This window comes from Streptomyces sp. NPDC043685 (assembly GCF_056436585.1).
Window position 1 is genome coordinate 404,019 of record NZ_JBWKCH010000002.1, and the last position, 19,651, is coordinate 423,669.

Genomic DNA, 19,651 nt, shown 5'->3' on the forward strand with positions numbered 1-19,651 from the left:
AGGCCTCAGTCCGTGACGGCGTACGCCTCCACCGACCACAGCGAATACCCGTACGGGGTCGCCCGCCTGTCGCCCTGCACCCGTACGAAACGCACGTCCCGCTCGTCCACGCGGACGTCCTCCCGCCCGCCCCGGCTGTCGCGGACGGTGGCCGCGGTGCGCCAGCGGCGGCCGTCCGGGGAGACCTGGACGCGGTACGCCGAGGGGTGGGCGTCCTGCCAGTGCAGCACGACCCGTCCCAGCCGCGCCGGGCGGGCGAGCTCGACCTGCCACCAGGCGCCGTCGTCGACGGGGGAGGACCAGCGGGTGCCCGGGTCGCCGTCGTTCGCCGCCGACGCGGGGAAGCCGGGCGTCTCGTCGCCCGAGGAACGGGCGGTGCCGGTGCGGGCCAGGTCGGGCCCGCCGGTGGGCGGGACGGCGCGGACGGTGAGCGTGCGGCCCGCTCCCGCGAACCCCAGCCGGACCTCGTACGACCGCATCGGGGTGCCGCGCTCCACGGTCACCTCGACCGGGACCTCCACCGTGGTGCCGCGCCGCACGGTCAGCTCCGCCCGCGGCACCCGGACCCGGACGCCCTCGGGCGCCTCGGCGGTGAGCCTGCCGTGGGCGTCGGCGGGGCGCAGCGAGCTCAGCCGGGCCGTCAGCCGCTCCGTACGGCCGGTCTCGACGTGAGCGCGGTCGCGGGGCAGGCCGAGGGAGGTGGCGGGGGAGTCGGTGAACCAGGGGATGAGGTGGTGGACGCGGGAGGGCGCGGGGCCGGTGACGCGCAGCGCGTCGGCGTGCGCCGAGAGCCGCACCTCGCTCGCCCCGGACCGGTCGAGCCGGCCCACCTCCCGCCAGCCCCGCCCCGGCACGTGCACCTCGATGCCGCCCTCGGTGCCCGGCTCGGTCAGGGCCGTCACGGCGGTCAGAGTCCGGGGCCGCGCGAGGCGCAGGGTGCGGCCGTCGCCCGGGTTGCGGGGCGGCTCGTGATGGATGCCCGACCAGGCCGCGTACGACTTCTGCGCCCGTTGCAGGAAGGGGTCCAGCACTTCCGTGCCGACCTCGACCGGCGCCGACTCCAGCCGGTCCCGCAGGGCCCCGAGCCTGCGGTACGCCGTCCAGGCCGCCGCCGTGTCCCCGGCGCGCTGCGCGTCCAGCATGGCGAGCGCGGTCGTACCCGCCTCGCCGTAGGACGCCAGCTGCCGTGCCCAGGGGGCGACCTCGGAGCCGACTCCGGTGCCGGCCAGCCGCCGGGGCAGCTCGCGCAGCACGGTGAACGCCTCGCGCAGCCGTCGCGCGGCGTCCCCGCCGGTGCCGGTGCCACCGGCCGTGCGGGACCGCCAGTACGCCTCGGCCAGCGGGCGCAGATACGCCGACTCCTCCTCGCCGAGCACCGACGACGCGTCGTTCCCGGCGAGCGCCGCCAGGGCCTGCTCGCGGCCGTGGTCCCCGTCCGCCAGGTCGGCGATCGCGGCGCGCCAGGACTCCCCGGGGCGGTAGGAGCGCGGGTTCCAGGCGTAGTCGGCGGCGGTGAACAGCGCGATGCGGGACGCCTCCGGCTGCTGCATCGCGTTGGCGAGCAGGGCGGCCGAGCCGGTCGCGACGGCCGGCTCCCGGCCCCGGTACGGTCCGAGGAAGATGCGGCCGGGGTCGTAGTCGTTGACCGGGTAGTTGTCCATGGTGACCAGCGGATGCCGCAACGCCTCGCGCGCCTCGGCCAGTTCGGCGCCCGTGATGGTGCGGGGCACCACCCCGACGCCCGTCCACGCCACCTCGACGTCCGCCGCCAGGTCGCTCGCCAGGGCCCGCCGGTAGGCGGTGGCGCCGTCCTCGTAGTACTCGGTCGGCATCAGGGACAGCGCCGCGGCGCCGGGGTGCCGCCGGGCGAGATGCCGGGCCACCGCGTTCGCCACCCGGGCCTGTGCCCGCGCCGCCGCATCGGGGCCGGAGCCGAACCGGTCGGCGTCCGCCCCGCAGTGCCACTCGCTGTAGCTGACGTCCTGGAACTGGAGCTGGAACGCCCGGAAGCCCAGCGCCCACATCGCGTCCAGCTTGCGCGCCAGCGCCCGCACGTCGGCGTCCGACGCGAAGCACATCGCCTGGCCCGGGGCCACCGCCCAGCCGAGCGTGACGTGACGGCTCCTGGCCCGCTCGGCCAGTTCCCGGAACTCGGCCCGCTGCCGCGCCGGGTAGGGCTCACGCCAGCGGGCCTGCCGGTAGAGGTCGTCGCCGGGGGCGTACAGATAGCGGTTCTGCTTGGTGCGCCCCATGAAGTCGAGCTGCGCCAGCCGCTGCCGGTGCGTCCAGGCGGTGCCGTAGAAACCCTCGGTGATGCCGCGCACGGCGGTGCCGGGCCAGTCGCGGACCACGGCCGCCGCGATCGTGCTGTCGGGGCGCAGGAGCTGCCGCAGCGTCTGCACGGCGTGGAACAGCCCGTCCTCGCCGGTGCCGGTGAGGGCGACGCCGTCGCGGCCCACGGACAGCTCGTATCCACCGGAGGGCAGGGCGTGGCGGTCGCCGCGGCGGACGGGCTCCGTGCGGGCCCGGACGATCAGCGCGCCCGGTCCGGCCGTGTCCGTGATCCGGCGGGCTCCGGCCTTGCGCAGCAGCGCGCGCAGGGCTTGTACGGCGTACGGATCCGCCTCCGGGCCGGTGATCAGGGCCACGTCGTCCGGCACCGGCACCGGGGCGCCGTCGGCGCGCAGCGACTGCGGGCGCGGCCAGACGGAGAGATCCGGTCCGGCGGCGGACTCGGGGGCCGGTGCCGCCGCCCGGCCCGGAGTCGGCGGAGCGGCCGTCGCGGCCGGCTGGGCCACCAGGCTCCCGGCGACGACGGCGACCGCCAGGGCCGCGGCCCGCTTCCCACGCCGCAGTCCCACGGGCCCCTCCACATGCGTTCGACCGGCAGGACGAGCCCACCACCCGTCCGGTGAACGTGTCAACGAGAGTGGCCGTTGTGGTGGAAATGCCGGAATCTGGACTGTGTGGAGGGGAGCGAATTGTGAGCAGGCACACGATGTCCGGCCCGGGGCGTCTGCCTTCGCCTCGACTGGGTAGGGCTGCGATGACCCGTTGCACGCCGTACCCGACAAGGAGGCCCCCGTGGCTGCGATGACTTTCCTTCCGCTCCCGGCCCCGTCCAAACCCGTGGCGGACCCGTCCGCCGACCTCGACGACCCCTCTTACGACGACCCGCAGTACTGCGTCTTCAGCTCCGAGAGCACCTGCACCGAACTGCCGCTGACCAGCGAGCCCCCGCTGCCCGACGCCGAGCCCCTCACCAGTGAGCCGCCGCTCGCCGAAGCCGCCCCCCTGACCAGCGAGCCCCCTGCCTTCGTCCCGGACTGCGCGAGGTTGTAGATGACCGCACCCCGGCCGGCCGACCCCCCTTCCGAGGACCTGTCCCGCCTCGCCGCCCTGCACGGCGTCGCGACCTCCTACAGCCCGTCCCCGGACCGCACGGTCGCGGCCTCGGGTGCCGCGGTCGCCCTGACCCTGGCCGCTCTCGGCGTGGACGCGAGCACGCCCGGCGCCGTCCGCGCCGCGCTCGCGGCCCACGAGCGGGAACGCGCCGAACGGCTGCTGCCGCCGACCGTGGTCGGCTGGAGCGGCAGCCCCCCGGCCGCCCTGGCCGCGCTGCCCGAGGGGACCCGGCTGCGCATCGACACCGAGCAGGGCGAGCGGCGCACCTCGGCCGACGGTCTCCCGCCCGGCGTCCACCGGCTGACCGCCACCACCCCCGACGGCCGCACCGCCACCGCCCACCTGATCGTCGCCCCCACCCGTCTGCCCACCCCCGCCGGACGCTCCCACGGGCTGCTCGTCCAGCTCTACTCGCTGCTGTCCCGCCGCTCCTGGGGCATGGGCGACCTCGGTGACCTCGCCGAACTGGCCGGCTGGGCCGGGCGCTCGCTCGGCGCCGGGTTCGTCCAGGTCAACCCGCTGCACGCGGGCGTGCCGGGCGCCCCCACCGACCCCTCCCCCTACCGCCCCTCCTCGCGCCGCTTCCCCGACCCCGTGCACCTGCGCATCGAGGACGTCCCCGAGGCCGCGTACGTCGAGGACCCCGAACGCCTGCGCACCCTCCTGGAGAGGGCCGGCCGGCTGCGCGAAGCGGTGCTGGACGAGGGCGCCCTGATCGACCGGGACGCCGTATGGGAGCTCAAGCGCGAGGCGCTCGAACTGCTCTGCGACGTCCCCCTAGGCCCCGGCCGGCGCGCCGCCTACTGCGACTTCCTCGCCGAGCAGGGCCAGGCCCTGGAGGACCACGCCACCTGGTGCGCGCTGGCCGAGGTGCACGGCTCCGACTGGCACCGCTGGCCGACCGGCCTGCGCGACCCGCGCTCGGCCGAGACCGTCCGGGCCCGCAACGGCCTCATGGACCGGGTCGAGTTCTGGTCCCGGCTCGCCTGGCTCACCGACACCCAGCTGACCGCCGCGCAGCGCGCCGGGCGCGAGGCCGGGATGGCCGTCGGGATCGTGCACGACCTCGCGGTCGGCGTCCACCCCGGCGGCGCCGACGCCTGGGCGCAGCAGGAGTACTTCGCCGCGGGGATGTCGGTGGGCGCCCCGCCGGACGCCTTCAACGCCCGCGGCCAGGACTGGGGCCTGCCGCCCTGGCGCCCCGACCGCCTGGCCGCGTCCGGCTACGCCCCGTTCCGCGAGCTGCTGCGCGCCCTGTTCCGCTACGCGGGCGCCCTGCGCATCGACCACGTCATGGGCCTGTTCCGCCTCTGGTGGGTCCCGCAGGGCCACCCGCCCACCGAGGGCACCTACGTCCGCTACGACGCCGAGGCCATGCTCGCCGTCCTCGTGCTGGAGGCCTCCCGGGCCGGGGCGCCGGTCATCGGCGAGGACCTCGGCACCGTCGAGCCCGGCGTGCGGGAGGCGCTGCGCGAGCGCGGGGTGCTCGGCACGTCCGTGCTGTGGTTCGAGCGCGACTGGGAGGGCGACGGCCGCCCCCTGCCCCCCGACAGCTGGCGCTCCGACTGCCTGGCGACGGCCACCACCCACGACCTGCCCTCCACGGCCGCGCGCCTCACCGGCGAGCACGTCGAGCTCCGCGACGGCCTGGGCCTGCTGACCCGCCCCCTGGAGGAGGAGCGCGCCGAGGCCGCCGCCGACACGGGGGAGTGGCTGGCCCTGCTGTCCCGGCTCGGCCTGCTGCACGGCACGGGCGGCGGCGGTGACACCTCCTCGGAGGAGGCCGAGATCCAGGCCGTCCACCGCTTCCTGCTGCGCACCCCGGCCCGCATGGTCGGCGTCTGGCTCCCGGACTGCGTGGGCGACCGGCGCCCGCAGAATCTGCCCGGTACCTGGGACCAGTACCCGAACTGGCGCCTGCCGATCGCGGACGCGCGGGGGCGGCCGGTGACCCTGGAGGACCTCGCGGCCTCGCCGCGGCTGCACGCCCTGATGGACGTGCTCAGGGAGGGCGGCTCATGAGGCGAGGGCCTCTTACGGCACCCCGGGCGCGCGTGCCCGGGCGGCGTTGGATACTTTGACACCGTGGACAAGAAGAACGCCCTGCGCGCCGGCGCCCTGGCAGCCGGTACGACGCTGATGATGCTGCTCATGTCGTCCCCCGCGAGCGCGCTCACCCGCGACGACGGTGACGACCCCGGCCCGGGCCTGAGCGTCATCGAGACGCTGGGCCTCTTCGTCGTGGCCCCCATCGTGCTCTACCTGGTCATCGCCGGACTGGTGATGATCGGCGACAAGACGCACAAGAAGAAGGACCCGACGAGCTCCAACATCACGACCAAGGCCGACGCGAAGAGCGAAGTCAAGGCCTGACCGGCGTTTCCTCACCGAGGGCGCCGTCGCGATCACCGCGGCGGCGCCCTCGGCGTGTCAGGACCTGTCCGTCGCCGCCAGCAGGTCCCGCAGCAGATCGGCGAGCTGCCCGGACCGCCGCGTGCCCAGGGCGGACAGCGCCTCGGTCTGCACCGCGAGCCCCGCGCCGACCGCCTCGTCGACCAGGCTCAGTCCCTCGTCGGTGAGCGTGACGTGCAGCCCGCGCCGGTCGTGCGGGTCGGGGGAGCGGCGCAGCAGCCCCGCCCGCTCCAGCTTGTCCAGGCGTCCCGTCATGCCGCCGGTGGTGAGCATCAGCGTCGCGGAGAGCTGCCGGGGCGAGAGCGTGTAGGGCTCGCCGGAGCGGCGCAGGGTCGCCAGGACGTCGAACTCCCCGCGGGAGATGCCGAACGCCGCGTACGCCCGCCCCACCCGCTCGCCGATCGCGTGGGAGAGCCGGCTGATCCGGCCGAAGACCTCCATGGCCGCGGTGTCCAGGTCGGGCCGGACCGTCGCCCACTGGCCGATGATCGCGTCGACGGGGTCCTTGTGCTGCTGCGGGCGTTCGCTCATGCCCCGAGTATCGGCCGCCGCTCGGTCACCCGCAAGAAAGTAGCTTGACTGAAAGTTGCTTAGCGCTAAGCTACTTTCTACCGACCTACTTGAAGGGTGCCCGCCATGGCCGCCTCCCGCGCCGCTCTCATCACCCTCACCGCCCTCGCGCCCGTCTCCTGGGGCACGACGTACGCGGTCACGACCGAGTTCCTGCCGCCCGACCGGCCGCTGTTCACCGCCCTGGTGCGCGCCCTGCCCGCCGGTCTGCTGCTGCTCGCCCTGGCCCGGGTGCTCCCGCGGGGCGCCTGGTGGTGGAAGGCGGCGGTCCTCGGCGCGCTGAACATCGGCGCCTTCTTCCCGCTGCTGTTCCTCGCCGCGTACCGGCTGCCCGGGGGTCTGGCGGCGGTCGTCGGCTCGGCCGGCCCGCTGTTCGTGGCCGGGCTCTCGGCGCTGCTGCTCGGGCAGCGGCCGTCGGCGCGGACGCTGGCGACCGGGGCCGTGGCCGCGTTCGGGGTGAGCCTCGTCGTCCTGCGGGCGGCCGGGGCCCTGGACATGCTCGGCCTGCTGGCCGCCGTCGCCTCCACGGCGTCGATGTCGACCGGCACCGTGCTCACGAAGCGGTGGGGCCGTCCCGAGGGCGTCGGACCGCTGGCGCTGACCGGCTGGCAGCTGACCGCGGGCGGCCTGCTCATCGCGCCGCTCGCCTTCCTGGTCGAGGGCGCTCCGCCGGCGCTGGACGGCCCGGCGGTCGGCGGCTACCTCTACCTCGCCCTCGCCAACACGGCGGTCGCGTACTGGCTGTGGTTCCGCGGCATCGGCCGCATGACCGCGACCCAGGTCACCTTCCTCGGGCCGCTCTCGCCGCTGACCGCGGCCGTCGTCGGCTGGGCGGCGCTCGGGCAGGCGCTGACACCGGTGCAACTGGTGGGCATGGGGCTGGCGTTCGGGGCGACGGTGGCGGGGCAGTTCGTCACCCGGCCGTCGCGGACGGTCGGCATCACCGGCAGGAACGTCCACACCGGGCCGATGCACGTGCGGGGCGGGGCGCTGCGGCGGTAGGGGTGGGGCTTTGGAATGATCGGTTCATGCGCGCCGCCCGGCTCCTCTCCCTCGTTCTCCTGCTGCAGAACCGGGGCAGGCTGACGGCCGACGAGCTCGCGGAGGAGCTGGGTGTCTCGACCCGGACCGTCTACCGGGACATCGACTCACTGAGCAGCGCGGGCATTCCGGTCTACGGGGACGCCGGGCACCGTGGCGGCTACCAGTTGCTCGGCGGCTACCGGACCCGGCTCACCGGACTGCACGCCGACGAGGCCGAGGCGTTGTTCCTGGCCGGGCTGCCCGGTGCGGCGGACGACCTGGGGCTGGGCGAGGTGCTCGCGGCGGCACAGCTGAAACTGGCTGCGGCGCTCCCGACCCCCCTGCGGGACCGAGCCGACCGGATCCGAGAGCGCTTCCACCTCGACGCTCGCGGCTGGTACCGGGCGCAAGACTCCCCACCCGTTCTCGTAGCGCTCGCCGATGCCGTGTGGAACCAGCGGCGAATCCAGGTGCGCTACCGCCGCTGGGCCGAGCCGCAGGAGGTCGAGCGCGAACTCCACCCCTACGGCCTGGTCCTCAAGGCGGGCGTCTGGTACCTCGTCGCAGCGGTGGACGGCGCGGTGCGGACCTATCGGGTGTCGTCGATCCTCCGCCTGACCGTCGGGGAGGACGGCTTCGAGCGCCCCGAGGGCTTCGACCTGGCCGCCCACTGGCAGGACTACCTCACCGCCTACGACGCCCGCAGGCTGCGGCTTCAGGCCTCCCTCCGGATCGCTCCGGCCCTGCTCACCGCACTGCCGGACCGCCTGGACGCGGCACTCGTCCGTGCCGTCGAAGCCTCGGGAGGCCCGCCGGACGGCGACGGCTGGGTGACAGCGACGGTACCGCTGGAATCGGTCGACCTGGCGGTGCCCCTACTGCTGTCACTGGGGCCGGACATCGAGGTGCTCGCCCCCGAGGAGCTACGCCGCAGGATCGCGGAGACGGCGGCGGCCGTGCTCGACCGGTACCGACCGGCGGACACATCAGACGGGGCGGGGGCCGGCGACCTCAGCAGCAGTCCGGCGGACAGGGTCGCCGACAGCGCAAGGGCGGCAAGGACCGCAAAGCCGTAGCGCGTGTCACTGTGGTCGGTGACCATCGCGACCAGGAACATCACCCCGACCGTGGCCGCCAGCCCGCCACCGTTCGCCAGCCCGAAGGCCCTGCCCACCGAGGCATCGTCTGCCGAGGCCATCAGCATGGTGCGGGAGGCGATCCGGGCCTGCCCGAAGAAGAACGCACCCAGTGGCACCCCGACGAGGTATCCGGCGATCCCGAACTGGCTCTGCAGCACCAGGCAGACATCGCAGAGCAGAAAGCCCACGACGGCGATGCGAAAGTCCGTACTGCGTCTGCCGACGATCCGGTAGGCACCGGCGGCCACCAGGAAACCGAGGCACCCGAGGCCGTCCACGACACCGAACGTCCCCGCGCCCAAGTGGAGTTCACCGATCACGGCGGTGGGCAGCAGAGCGTTGAAGACCGTGACGACCACGCTCCCCTGGGCGTAGAGCAGGATGAAGCGGCGCATCCGCAGCGGCCCACGCGCGCCCGCCCGGGCAGGAGCCTGCTCCCCGGCGACGGCGGCCGTCGGCACCCGGTCCGGGCAACGCCCCACCGCAGCGACGCAGAGCGCCGAGACCATGAAAGTTCCGGCGTTGAACACCAGCAGCGGTACGGCACCGAACGCCTGGACGCACAGCCCGCCGACCGTCGCCGAGAGCAGCATCCCTGCCTGGGTCGCCATCTCGTAGCGGGCGTTGAACCGCCGCAGCCTGTCCGCCGGAACCCGTTCCTTGATCAGCGCGGAGCTGGCCGGGAAGAACAGGGCACCGACCACGGCGAGCGCCAGATTGGCGCTGTAGATTCCGGATCCCGGGGCGCCGCCGCAGGCCAGCCACAGCGGTAGCCCGAGGGCCAGCGCCGCGCTGGTGACATCGCAGCCGATCCACAGGGCTCGTCGGTCGAAGCGGTCGGCGAGCCGGCCGAAGAACGGCGACAGCAGCGCCTGTGGCCCGGCGACGGCGACGAACAGCCAGCCGACAGCCATCATGGTCCGCTGCTCCCTGATCATGAGCAGCGCCCCGACGATGAGCTGGACATTGTTGCCCAGAGCGGTGGCGAAAGCGGCGGGCACGAGCAGCCGCTCGGCGCGGCGGGAGTGGTGGCTGAGGATCATGGCACCACTGTCCAGAGGTTCGCTGACATCTTGTGTCAGTGAAGTTCTCGCGCCGCAAGGTCCCGTGGGGCGACGTCATCTGCACCGGGGAGGGCAGACGAAGGGGCGTCCGGTGCACCGGACGCCCCTTCTGTCGGCGAGGGAAGAGCCGCCGGGTTACTCCCCGGCCGCCGCCGCGTCCGCCCGCTGGGCCCGCAGGGCGCGCTCGACGCCCGCGCGGGACTCCGAGACCAGGCGGCGCAGGGCCGCGTTCGGCCCGGCGGACGCCAGCCAGGCGTCCGTCTTGTCCAGGGTCTCCTGCGAGACCTGGACCGTCGGGTAGAGGCCGACGGCGATCTGCTGGGCCATCTCGTGGGAGCGGGACTCCCAGATGTCCTTGACCACCTCGAAGTACCGGTCCGCGTACGGGGCCAGCACATCGCGCTGGTCGGTCTGCACGAAGCCGCCGATGACGGCCTCCTGCACGGCGTTCGGCAGCTTGTCGGAGTCGATGACCGACGCCCACGCCTCGGCCTTGGCCTCCGGGGTCGGACGGGCCGCCCGGGCCGTGGCCGCGTGACGCTCACCGGCGGCCGTGCGGTCCCGCTCGTACTCGCCCGCGATCTCGGCCTCGTCGAACCGGCCGACCGCCGCGAGCCGCTGGACGAACGCCCAGCGCAGCTCCGTGTCGACGACCAGGCCCTCGATGGTCTGCGAGCCGTCCAGCAGCGCGTCCAGCAGGTCCAGCTGCTCCGGCGTGCGGGCCGTGGCCGCGAACGCGCGCGCCCACGCCAGCTGGTGGTCGCTGCCCGGGGCCGCCGCCCGCAGGTGCGCCAGCGTCGCGTCGGTCCAGCGGGCCAGCAGCGTCTCGCGGGCGGCCGGGTCGGCGTACAGGTCGATCGCCAGCTTCACCTGGCGGTGCAGCGACTGCACGACACCGATGTCCGACTCCTTGCCGATGCCGGACAGCACCAGCGACAGGTAGTCGCGGGCCGCGAGTTCGGCGTCGCGGGTCATGTCCCAGGCAGACGCCCAGCACAGGGCGCGCGGCAGCGAGGACTCGAAGTCGCCGAGGTGCTCCGTGACGAAGGCCAGCGACTGCTCGTCCAGGCGGACCTTCGCGTACGACAGGTCGTCGTCGTTGAGCAGGATCACGGCCGGGCGGCGCTGTCCCACCAGCTGGGGCACGGCCGTCAGCTCGCCGTCCACGTCCAGCTCGATCCGCTCCCGGCGGACCAGCTTGCCGCTCGCCTCGTCGAGCTCGTACAGGCCGACGGCGATGCGGTGCGGGCGCAGCGTCGGCTCGCCCTTGGCGCCGGCGGGCAGGGCCGGGGCCTCCTGGCGGATGGCGAAGGAGGTGACGACCCCGTCGGCGTCCGTCTCGATCTCCGGGCGCAGCACGTTGATGCCGGCCGCCTGGAGCCACTTCTCCGACCAGGTCTTCAGGTCGCGGCCGGAGGTCTCCTCCAGCGCGCCCAGCAGGTCCGAAAGCCGTGTGTTGCCGAAGGCGTGACGCTTGAAGTACGCCTGCACGCCCCGGAAGAACTCGTCCATGCCCACGTAGGCGACGAGCTGCTTCAGGACGCTGGCGCCCTTGGCGTACGTGATGCCGTCGAAGTTGACCAGGACGTCGTCCAGGTCCCGGATCTCGGCCATGATCGGGTGGGTGGACGGCAGCTGGTCCTGCCGGTACGCCCAGGTCTTCATGGAGTTGGCGAACGTGGTCCACGCGTGCGGCCAGCGCGACCCGGGCGCGTGCGCCTGGCAGGCGATGGAGGTGTACGTGGCGAACGACTCGTTCAGCCACAGGTCGTTCCACCACTCCATGGTCACGAGGTCGCCGAACCACATGTGGGCCAGCTCGTGCAGGATGGTCTCCGCGCGCACCTCGTACGCCGCGTCCGTCACCTTCGAGCGGAACACGTACTGGTCGCGGATGGTCACCGCGCCCGCGTTCTCCATCGCGCCCGCGTTGAACTCCGGCACGAACAGCTGGTCGTACTTCTCGAACGGGTACGCGTAGTCGAACTTCTCCTGGAACCACTCGAAGCCCTGCCGGGTCACCTCGAAGATCGCGTCCGCGTCGAGGTACTCGGCGAGCGAGGGACGGCAGTAGATGCCCAGCGGCACGCTCTGCCCGTCCTTCTCGTACACGCTGTGCACCGAGTGGTACGGGCCGACGATCAGCGCCGTGATGTACGACGAGATGCGCGGGGTCGGCTCGAAGGCCCAGACGTTGTCCTGGGGCTCCGGCGTGGGCGAGTTGGAGATGACCGTCCAGCCCTCGGGCGCCTTCACGGTGAACCGGAAGGTCGCCTTCAGGTCCGGCTGCTCGAAGCTGGCGAACACCCGGCGGGCGTCCGGCACCTCGAACTGGGTGTAGAGGTAGGCCTGGTCGTCGACCGGGTCGACGAACCGGTGCAGGCCCTCACCGGTGTTGGTGTACGCGCAGTCGGCCACGACCCGCAGGATGTTGCGGCCGTGGAGCAGGCCGGGCAGCGCGATCCGGGAATCCGCGAACACCTCGGCCGGGTCGAGGGAGTCCCCGTTCAGAGTCACCTCGTGCACGGCCGGCGCCACCAGGTCGATGAACGACTCCGCGCCGTTCTCGGCGCTCACGTCGAAGCGCACCGTGGTCACGGACCGGTAGGTGCCGCCCTCCTGCGCGCCGGAGAGATCGAGCTCGATCTCGTACGAGTCAACGGTGAGCAGCTGCGCCCGCTGCTGCGCCTCTTCGCGGGTCAGGTTTGTGCCAGGCACGCGGTCATCTCCTCGTTATGGGTGGGTTGCGCCATCTTTCCACGGCGGCTCGGCGTCGGGCGACGTCGCGGGCGTCTCCTAGGGATACCCCTCGGGAGGCGAGGGCGCGGGCGAACGCGCGGACCCCGGCCGACTCCCCGTCCCGGTGCTGCATCAGCCCGAGCGCCGACTGCGGCACGCCCTCGACCGGCACGAACGCCACGTCCTCGCGCCGGTGCTGCGCGGCCGTGACCAGCGGCGTCCGGCCCCCTCCGCCGGCGTCACGGCCGTACGGGAGGCGAAGGGGTGATCCCGGGCGACCACGACGGTCTGCGGTCGCCGGGAGAAGACGGGACCGAGCACGAGGCCCGGCCCTGCACCGGCGCTCTTCGCGGGGGTCGTCGACACGGCCGTCACGCCGGGGGCGTTCACCGGCGGCCGGACGGCGGACGCGCCGGGGCCCACGGCGGTGCCGGCGGTGGGGCGGCGCCGCCGGCCATGCCGAGGGCGGGAACGCGACGTCCGGATTCCGCCGGTGACCCGGCGCCGCGCGCGCGAGGCTGAGGAACATGACGACGACCACGACCACGTACACCGCACGCGCCATCCCCCCGCACGCCCTGAAGGAGCTGCGTTCGACGGACGACGCGGGCCGTCCCGCGGCTCCCTTCACCGACACCGAGGGCGGCGAGCCCCTGCGTTGCTGTCTGCGCCGCAGCGAGCCGGGCGAGCGCATCGCCCTGGTGTCCTACGCCCCGCTGCGCCGCTGGGCCGCGCGGACGCACGCGACTCCGGGCGCCTACGACGAGGTGGGCCCGGTCTTCATCCACGCGGAGCCGTGCGCGGGCCGGGCCGGAGACGGCCTGCCCTTCACCGACGCCCACCGCACGGTCCGCCGCTACTCCGCGCAGGGCCACATCCTGGGCGGGCGGCTCGTCGAGGAACCGGACGCCTTCGGCAAGGCACTCCGGGAAGCGTTCGACGACCCGGCCGTGGCACTGGTCCACGTCCGGGCCGTCGAGTACGGCTGCTTCCTCTACGAGGTGCGCAGGGGGTCCGAGCAGGCCGGGGACTAGCCCTTCAGCTCCGCCGCCACCAGCTCCGCGATCTGGACCGCGTTCAGGGCCGCGCCCTTGCGGAGGTTGTCGTTGGAGACGAAGAAGGCCAGGCCGTTGTCCACCGTCTCGTCGCGGCGGATGCGGCCGACGAAGGACGGGTCCTTGCCGGCGGCCTGGAGGGGGGTCGGGATGTCGGAGAGCTCGACGCCCGGGGCGTCCTTGAGGAGCTCCGTGGCGCGCTCCGGGGAGATCGGACGCGCGAAACGGGCGTTGACCTGGAGGGAGTGGCCGGAGAAGACCGGGACGCGCACGCAGGTGCCGGAGACCTTCAGCTCGGGGATCTCCAGGATCTTGCGGGACTCGTTGCGGAGCTTCTGCTCCTCGTCGGTCTCGTTCAGCCCGTCGTCGACGATGCTGCCCGCGAGCGGCAGCACGTTGAAGGCGATGGGGCGCTTGTAGACGCCCGGCTCGGGGAAGTCGACCGCCTCACCGTCGTGGGTGAGCTTCTCGGCGTCGGCGACGACCTTCTGCGCCTGGCCGTGCAGCTCGGCCACGCCCGCGAGGCCGGATCCGGAGACCGCCTGGTACGTGGCGACGACCAGGGCCTCGAGGCCCGCCTCGTCGTGCAGCGGACGCAGGACCGGCATCGCGGCCATGGTCGTGCAGTTCGGGTTCGCGATGATGCCCTTGGGGCGGTTCTTGATCGCGTGCGGGTTGACCTCGGAGACGACCAGGGGCACGTCGGGGTGCTTGCGCCACGCGGAGGAGTTGTCGATCACGACGGCGCCCTGCGAGGCGACCTTTTCGGCCAGTGCCTTGGACGTGGCGCCGCCGGCGGAGAACAGCACGATGTCCAGGCCGGTGTAGTCGGCGGTCGCCGCGTCCTCCACCGTCACGCCGTCCAGCTGGGTGCCCGCGGAACGGGCCGAGGCGAACAGGCGCAGTTCCGTGACCGGGAAGTTCCGCTCCGTGAGGATCCTGCGCATGACCGTGCCCACCTGTCCGGTGGCTCCGACGATTCCGACCCTCACGGTGACTCCCTCTCCTGCGTCTGTTCACATGCTCGTTGCTTGGCCGAGGCTTTTCCATCATGCGGCCGACCACGGCCCGCCTGTCCACTTCTTTCCCGGGTCTGCCCGGGGAGTGGGACGGCCTGTCCCGACCCATGGTTGCGGACCTGCGGTGTCGACCCCGCTGAGCTGGAGGAATTCGTCCGGCGGGGGTCGTGCGCCGCAAGCTCGCCTGCCCATGCCGGTCCCGGCCACACGGAAGTGTGATGTACGCCTCTGCCGTCCCGGCGGAAGTCTCCGCACGGGTGGGCGAACGTTCCGGGCCGTGCCGGCGTCGTAGGAGAAACGACGTGAGGGGGGTGGCTTGTGCTGTTGCGCGGAAGGCCACGGCGCGGCCGGGAGGGGCACGCCGCGACCGGCGGCGACCCGGTGGGCGAGGTCGACCCGCTGGACCCGGCGCAGGAGCGCCGGGTGCGGGCGGTGCTCGCCCTCGGCGGGGTGCCGCAGTCGGACCTGCCGGACGGGGTGCAGCAGGTCCGGCTGCGGTTGCTGGAGCGGGCCGCCGACGGCCGGGAGGCACCGCGGGACGTCTCGGCGTGGGCGGCGGTCGTCGCCTCCAACCTGGCGATGGACTGGCACCGGGCCAAGCGCCGCCAGGAGCGGCTCGGAGAGCGGCTGGCCGCCCTGCGCCAGCCGGCCCACCCCTCCGGCGAGGACAGCAGTGTGCTGTCCGTCGCCGTCGCCCAGGGCCTGGACGAGCTGCCCGACGCCCAGCGGCAGGTCGTCGTCCTGCGCTTCTACGCCGACCTGCCGGTCCGGTCCATCGCCGAGCAGCTCGGCGTCCCGGAGGGCACGGTCAAGAGCCGGCTGCACACGGCGGTACGCACTCTGCGCGCCCGCCTGCACGAGGACGAGGTGGTGTGACGTGACCGCCGAGCACGACAGGGACACGCACGACGGGGACCCGCACGACGGGGCGGCGCTGCTGGCCGCGATCACCGGCGAGACGCCCGCGGGCGAGGCCCTCGCGGACGACGCCTTCCTGGCCGAGTACCGCACCGCGACCGCCGACGTGGCGCTGCTGCGCGAGCAGCTGGGGCTCATCGGGCAGGCACTCGCCGAGCCCCCGGCGGCTCCGGCGCCCGCGCCCGGCACCGGTGGCGTGGCCGCCGTGACGCCGCTGTCCGCGCGCCGTGCCCGCCCCGGGCCCCTGGCCGTGGCCCTGAAGGGACTCGTCGCGGCCGCCGCGGCCGGTCTCGTCCTCGGCATGGGCTGGCTCGTCGTCCACAGCGACGGCATGAGTGCGGACGACCGGGGCGGCTCGTCCGCCGCCGACAGTTCCGCAGGGCAGCCGCAGGCCGAGGCGGGGGGCAAGCGCGGTCACGCCGGATACCTCGCCTGCGCCCGGCTCGTGGTCGAGGGCACCGTCGCCGAGGTCGAGTCCGTCCCCGGCACCGGCCTGGACCGCGTCACCCTGGACGTGGACCGGTACTACAAGCCCGCGAAGGGCCGGGACCGGATCCACTTCCCCCTGGGCAGCGATGTGGAGCCGCGGCTGCGCGCGGGCGACCACGTCCTGATCGGCATTCCGCAGGGACAGGCCGAGCCGGACGTGTGGACGACGGGGGAGAAGGAGATCGCCCGCGAACGGGCGTGGATCACCGAGGCGCTGCCCGCCTCGCGCACCATCCCGTGCCGGTAGAGGACACAACAAGGGCGGGCGCCCGTACGGACGCCCGCCCTCGGTGACCGTGAACCGCTACGGCAGAACCTTCTCGATCTTCACGCTGCCCGCGCCCGCGACCGTGCCGCGCGCGTTGACCAGCTGGACCTGGCCGAAGAACTCACGCCCCTCGGGAGCGGCCGCCGCGGCGGTGACGCTGCCCGAGACCGTCGCGGAGTCGCCCGTGCCGAGCTTCACCGGAGCCGACCCGTCGACGGCGATGCTGCCGAGGGAGGGGGAGAAGAACACGTCCCGGTAGTCGTACTCCGTGGTGCCGGCCGGCACCGAGTAGCCGACGACCTCGATCGAGTACGTCCCGGCGGCCGGGGCGGGGACGGAGACCGACTCCTCCGAGTCGCCGTCGGCGGAGCTGCCGACCTTCGTGCCCGACGCGTCGTACACGGCGAGGTCCAGGTCGGCGGCGTTGTCCGAGACACCCCCGATGGCGACGTCCAGCGACTTGGCGCCCGCGGGCACCTCGACCGTCGTGGTCTGCGTCTCGCCCTGCTTGATGGAGGGGCGGGCCACCTTGGCCGAGCCCAGCGGGCCGCCCACCAGCTTGCCGTCCAGCGCGGCGAAACCGTTCGTCACCTTCCAGGAGGCGGCGGCCGGGGTGCCGACCTTCGCCTCGGGCACGGTCACGGTCTCCGGGTCGAACGCCGCACCGAGCACGGCGACGTCCAGCTTGTACGGGTTGTCCAGCAGCGGCGACGTACGGCGCGACTCGACCTCGATCTCCCAGACGCCCGGCTGCGGGTCGGCGTAGGAACGCACGTCGGGACGGCACGTGTTGGCCGGGTTGTCGTAGTTCGGGTAGCAGTTGACCGTCGACGACGGGTCCGACGGCACGCCGTGCGGGTGGATGGAGATGAACCGGGTCTGGCTCTTGTCCTTCAGCCCGCTCATCGCGACCTCGAGGGCCTTGGCGCCCTCGGGGACGGTGACGAAGTAGTGCTGGGTGCTGTTGCGCTGCACCGAGCCCGACGCGGAGAAGGTGTACTTCAGCGGCGCGGAGACGACGACCGTGCTGAGGACCTGCTCGTCGATGCCCTCGGTCTTCGGGTCGTCGACCTCCAGGATCGCGCTCTTGAGACCCGCGGACTTCGGCGCGGCCTGGACCTTGACGGTCACCGGCTGGTTCAGCGGCAGCTTCACCTCGTCGGAGCCGACGATGCGGAACGTGCCGCCCGCGTTGTTCTCGAAGTGCAGCTCGTGCCGGATCGCCTTGTCGGCGCCGGACGTACGGGTCAGGGTGATCTCGTACGTCTTCTTCTGCCCGGCCTTCAGGCCGCCCTCACGGTCGTACAGACCCGTGCCGTAACCGGGCGTCTTGAGCTTGTCGTCCAACGCCGTGTCGACGGGCGCCTTCACGGCGTACGTGTGCGCGGTGGCGTCGTCGCGGATCGCGTCCCAGGCGTCGGGGATGTTCATCAGGCCCACGCCCTCCTCGTACGCCTGCACACCCTTGATGTGGTCGGCGGTCGAGGTGAGGGCCGTGCGCAGGGTCGCCGGCGTGAGGTCGATCTTCTTCTGCTTGGCGGCCGAGACCAGCAGCGCCGCGGCGCCCGTGGCCTGCGGGGAGGCCATCGAGGTGCCCTGGAGCATCGAGTAGCCGGCCGGCAGGGAGTAGCCCGCCTCGGCGACCGGGGAGCCCGGCAGCCAGGTCTGCGTGGTGTTGATCGCCGCGCCCGGGGCGACCAGGGTCGGCGTGAAGCCGCCGTCCTCACGCGGGCCGCGCGAGGAGAACGGCATCATGGCGTACTTCTTCTCCACGACCGAGCCGTAGTTGGCGGCCCAGGTCTCCTTGGAGACGGACGCGCCGACCGAGATGACCTTGTCGGCCAGGGCCGGGTCGCCGATGGTGTTGGCGCCGGGGCCGGAGTTGCCCGCGGAGATCACCAGCTGGACGCCGTAGTCGTCGATGAGGCGCGTGTACAGCTCGGCGCGCGCGTTGTTGCCGTCGTTCAGCGCCGGCAGGCCGCCGATGGACATGTTGACGATGTCGACACCACGCTTGGTGACGAGGTCGATCATGCCCTCGGTGAGCGCGACGTTGGTGCAGCCGCCCGACCAGGTGCAGGCGCGCGAGGAGACCAGCTTGGCGCCGGGGGCGGCGCCGTTCATCCTGCCGCCGAACAGGCCGTTGGCGGCGGTGATGCCGGCGACGTGCGTGCCGTGCTCGGACTCGATGACACCGATGTTGACGAAGTCGGACTTCTTGCCGGCCCAGGAGCCGCCCAGCGGGTCCATCGGGACGTCCTTGCGGATCTCCACGACGAACGGCTGGCGCTCGGCCACGTCGGTCTTCGGGTCGTCGGTGCCGAACCACCCGATCTGGTGGCCGTCCTTGTACGGCTTCATCGGCGTGTCGTCGCCGAAGTCGTTGTTGTTGTTCAGGTCGACCCGGACCGTGCCCGCCTTGGCGTCGTAGAGCACGCCCCAGACGTCGGTGGTGTCGCCGTCACGGTTGGCGTCGCCCTTGGCGTCGCCGCCGGCGGTGTACGACTCCTTGAAGAGGCTGACGGCGTACGAGCCCGCCGGGGCCTTGTACGACTGGCCCTGGTAGGTGAAGGCCGGGCCGGACACGGCCGAGACCATCGGGCGCCAGGTGTTGTCGTTGTCGATGATCGGGTCGGTCGCCGTCACCCAGTCGACGATCTTCCGCTCACCGGTCGTGGTCTTCTGCAGCGCCGGGTGGCCGAGGTCCACGCCGGAGTCCAGGATGCCGATGGTGACACCGCGGCCGTCCGCCTTCGGGTGGTCCTCGACGAAGTCGACCGCGCCCGTCTCGAAGGACGGGTTGTACGGGTTCTCGGCCGGGGTGTTCTTCCCCGGACCCGGGTACGTCCCCTTCGCGGCCTTGGCGCCCTCGGCGGTGTCCGCGCTCGGCGTCGGGTCGTCCAGCGGGATCTCCTCGCGCAGGTCGATGCCGTGCACGGAGGAGAGCTTGGCGGCGGCGGCGATCGCCCCGTCCGCCTTGGCCGTCGGGACGGTGGCGCGCACGTAGCCCAGCTTGTCGTCGGCCCGGCCCACCGAGCCGCCCTTGACCGCGTCCAGCTGCCCGGCGACCTGCTCGGTCTTCCCGGGCGCGGTGGCGATCATCATGGTGACGGTCTTGTCGCCGTCGGCCTTCGCCTCCGCGAGCAGCTCCGCGTCGTTCGAACCGAGCTTGGCGTGCGCGGACTTGACGCCCGGGTCGGCCGCGGCGTCCGTGCCGGGAGCGTCGGCCGAGAAGGCCAGGGGGATGGGCCCGGCCGCGGAGAGCGCGGCGACGAGACCGGCGGCCACGGCGACGCGGGCCACGCGTCTCGGGCCCGATATCTGATCGCGCGGGGTGGGAGGGGTCATCGGCATCCCTTGTAGGTAAAGGAACGAGCGGGAAGCGACCGGGGCCGATCGGTCCTGGTCGCAGACGGTCCGAACGGCAAGCCCGGACGATCGCACAGCCTTACGCAAGGGGATGTTCTTTGGGGAGGGTTGACCGAAACGAAATGGATGTATGGGGAAAACCCGCGATGCGATTTGTGAGCATCAGTCCTGAAGGTGACGA

General features: G+C 73.2%; 14 protein-coding genes and 1 pseudogene. 9 read left to right on the forward strand and 6 right to left on the reverse strand.

Annotation, left to right across the window (positions count from 1 at the left end; genetic code table 11):
- Positions 1 to 5: 5 nt before the first annotated feature.
- The gene (locus AC0665_RS06600; protein ID WP_478704553.1) at positions 6 to 2,861 is read right to left on the reverse strand and encodes a beta-N-acetylglucosaminidase domain-containing protein; all 2,856 of its coding nucleotides are present in this window, start codon (positions 2,859 to 2,861) and stop codon (positions 6 to 8) included.
- Positions 2,862 to 3,084: 223 nt separating this feature from the next.
- Between AC0665_RS06600 and AC0665_RS06605 the strand changes: the two genes are divergently transcribed.
- The 3 genes from AC0665_RS06605 (at position 3,085) to AC0665_RS06615 (ending at position 5,778) form a co-directional block, all read left to right on the forward strand.
- Entirely contained in the window at positions 3,085 to 3,342 is a 258-nt protein-coding gene (locus tag AC0665_RS06605) for a hypothetical protein (RefSeq protein WP_363118853.1), read from the forward strand.
- The gene (gene malQ / locus AC0665_RS06610; RefSeq protein WP_478704554.1) at positions 3,343 to 5,427 is read left to right on the forward strand and encodes a 4-alpha-glucanotransferase; all 2,085 of its coding nucleotides are present in this window, start codon (positions 3,343 to 3,345) and stop codon (positions 5,425 to 5,427) included. It abuts the gene before it with no gap.
- Positions 5,428 to 5,490: 63 nt separating this feature from the next.
- Positions 5,491 to 5,778: a hypothetical protein gene (locus tag AC0665_RS06615; protein WP_363118851.1), complete on the forward strand. Its 288-nt coding sequence runs from the start codon at positions 5,491 to 5,493 to the stop codon at positions 5,776 to 5,778.
- A 57-nt stretch (positions 5,779 to 5,835) separates the two neighbouring features.
- Here the strand turns inward: AC0665_RS06615 and AC0665_RS06620 are convergent, their stop codons facing one another.
- Positions 5,836 to 6,348, reverse strand: coding sequence for a MarR family winged helix-turn-helix transcriptional regulator (locus tag AC0665_RS06620; protein WP_478704555.1), 513 nt, complete (start codon positions 6,346 to 6,348; stop codon positions 5,836 to 5,838).
- Positions 6,349 to 6,453: 105 nt separating this feature from the next.
- On the opposite strand from AC0665_RS06620, the gene AC0665_RS06625 reads away from it, so the two are divergent.
- On the forward strand, positions 6,454 to 7,389 hold the full coding sequence (locus tag AC0665_RS06625) for an EamA family transporter (protein WP_478602233.1): 936 nt from the start codon (positions 6,454 to 6,456) through the stop codon (positions 7,387 to 7,389).
- A gap of 26 nt (positions 7,390 to 7,415) precedes the next feature.
- A complete protein-coding gene (locus tag AC0665_RS06630; protein ID WP_478602235.1) occupies positions 7,416 to 8,486 on the forward strand; it encodes a helix-turn-helix transcriptional regulator in 1,071 nt (356 codons plus the stop codon).
- Positions 8,487 to 8,569: 83 nt separating this feature from the next.
- Here the strand turns inward: AC0665_RS06630 and AC0665_RS06635 are convergent.
- Positions 8,570 to 9,592 (reverse strand): annotated as a pseudogene (locus AC0665_RS06635) (MFS transporter); the annotation flags it as partial.
- A gap of 156 nt (positions 9,593 to 9,748) precedes the next feature.
- Entirely contained in the window at positions 9,749 to 12,331 is a 2,583-nt protein-coding gene (gene pepN / locus AC0665_RS06640; RefSeq protein ID WP_478602237.1) for an aminopeptidase N, read from the reverse strand.
- Positions 12,332 to 12,476: 145 nt separating this feature from the next.
- On the opposite strand from pepN, the gene AC0665_RS06645 reads away from it, so the two are divergent.
- Together AC0665_RS06645 and AC0665_RS06650 are read left to right on the forward strand one after the other, a co-directional pair.
- On the forward strand, positions 12,477 to 12,620 hold the full coding sequence (locus AC0665_RS06645) for a hypothetical protein (protein ID WP_478602239.1): 144 nt from the start codon (positions 12,477 to 12,479) through the stop codon (positions 12,618 to 12,620).
- Between the two features lie 259 nt (positions 12,621 to 12,879).
- A complete protein-coding gene (locus AC0665_RS06650; RefSeq protein WP_478704556.1) occupies positions 12,880 to 13,386 on the forward strand; it encodes a DUF1203 domain-containing protein in 507 nt (168 codons plus the stop codon).
- Here AC0665_RS06650 and AC0665_RS06655 read toward each other — a convergent pair.
- Entirely contained in the window at positions 13,383 to 14,399 is a 1,017-nt protein-coding gene (locus AC0665_RS06655) for an aspartate-semialdehyde dehydrogenase (RefSeq protein ID WP_478602243.1), read from the reverse strand. The two genes, AC0665_RS06650 and AC0665_RS06655, sit on opposite strands and share 4 nt — an antisense overlap.
- A 348-nt stretch (positions 14,400 to 14,747) precedes the next feature.
- On the opposite strand from AC0665_RS06655, the gene AC0665_RS06660 reads away from it, so the two are divergent.
- Together AC0665_RS06660 and AC0665_RS06665 are read left to right on the forward strand one after the other, a co-directional pair.
- Positions 14,748 to 15,302: an RNA polymerase sigma factor gene (locus AC0665_RS06660; protein WP_363118924.1), complete on the forward strand. Its 555-nt coding sequence runs from the start codon at positions 14,748 to 14,750 to the stop codon at positions 15,300 to 15,302.
- 1 nt (position 15,303) lies between these two features.
- A complete protein-coding gene (locus tag AC0665_RS06665) occupies positions 15,304 to 16,080 on the forward strand; it encodes a hypothetical protein (protein ID WP_478704557.1) in 777 nt (258 codons plus the stop codon).
- 57 nt (positions 16,081 to 16,137) lie between these two features.
- Here the strand turns inward: AC0665_RS06665 and AC0665_RS06670 are convergent, their stop codons facing one another.
- Positions 16,138 to 19,449 (reverse strand): S8 family serine peptidase, encoded by a 3,312-nt coding sequence (locus tag AC0665_RS06670; protein ID WP_478704558.1) that lies wholly within the window; start codon positions 19,447 to 19,449, stop codon positions 16,138 to 16,140.
- Between the last annotated feature and the right edge of the window lie 202 nt (positions 19,450 to 19,651).

Coding starts and splice junctions, on each gene's coding strand:
- malQ (WP_478704554.1), top strand. CDS start 3,343: ATGACCGCACCCCGGCCGGCCGACCCCCCTTCCGAGGACCTGTCCCGC.
- AC0665_RS06620 (WP_478704555.1), bottom strand. CDS start 6,348: ATGAGCGAACGCCCGCAGCAGCACAAGGACCCCGTCGACGCGATCATC.
- AC0665_RS06625 (WP_478602233.1), top strand. CDS start 6,454: ATGGCCGCCTCCCGCGCCGCTCTCATCACCCTCACCGCCCTCGCGCCC.
- AC0665_RS06630 (WP_478602235.1), top strand. CDS start 7,416: ATGCGCGCCGCCCGGCTCCTCTCCCTCGTTCTCCTGCTGCAGAACCGG.
- AC0665_RS06650 (WP_478704556.1), top strand. CDS start 12,880: ATGACGACGACCACGACCACGTACACCGCACGCGCCATCCCCCCGCAC.
- AC0665_RS06670 (WP_478704558.1), bottom strand. CDS start 19,449: ATGACCCCTCCCACCCCGCGCGATCAGATATCGGGCCCGAGACGCGTG.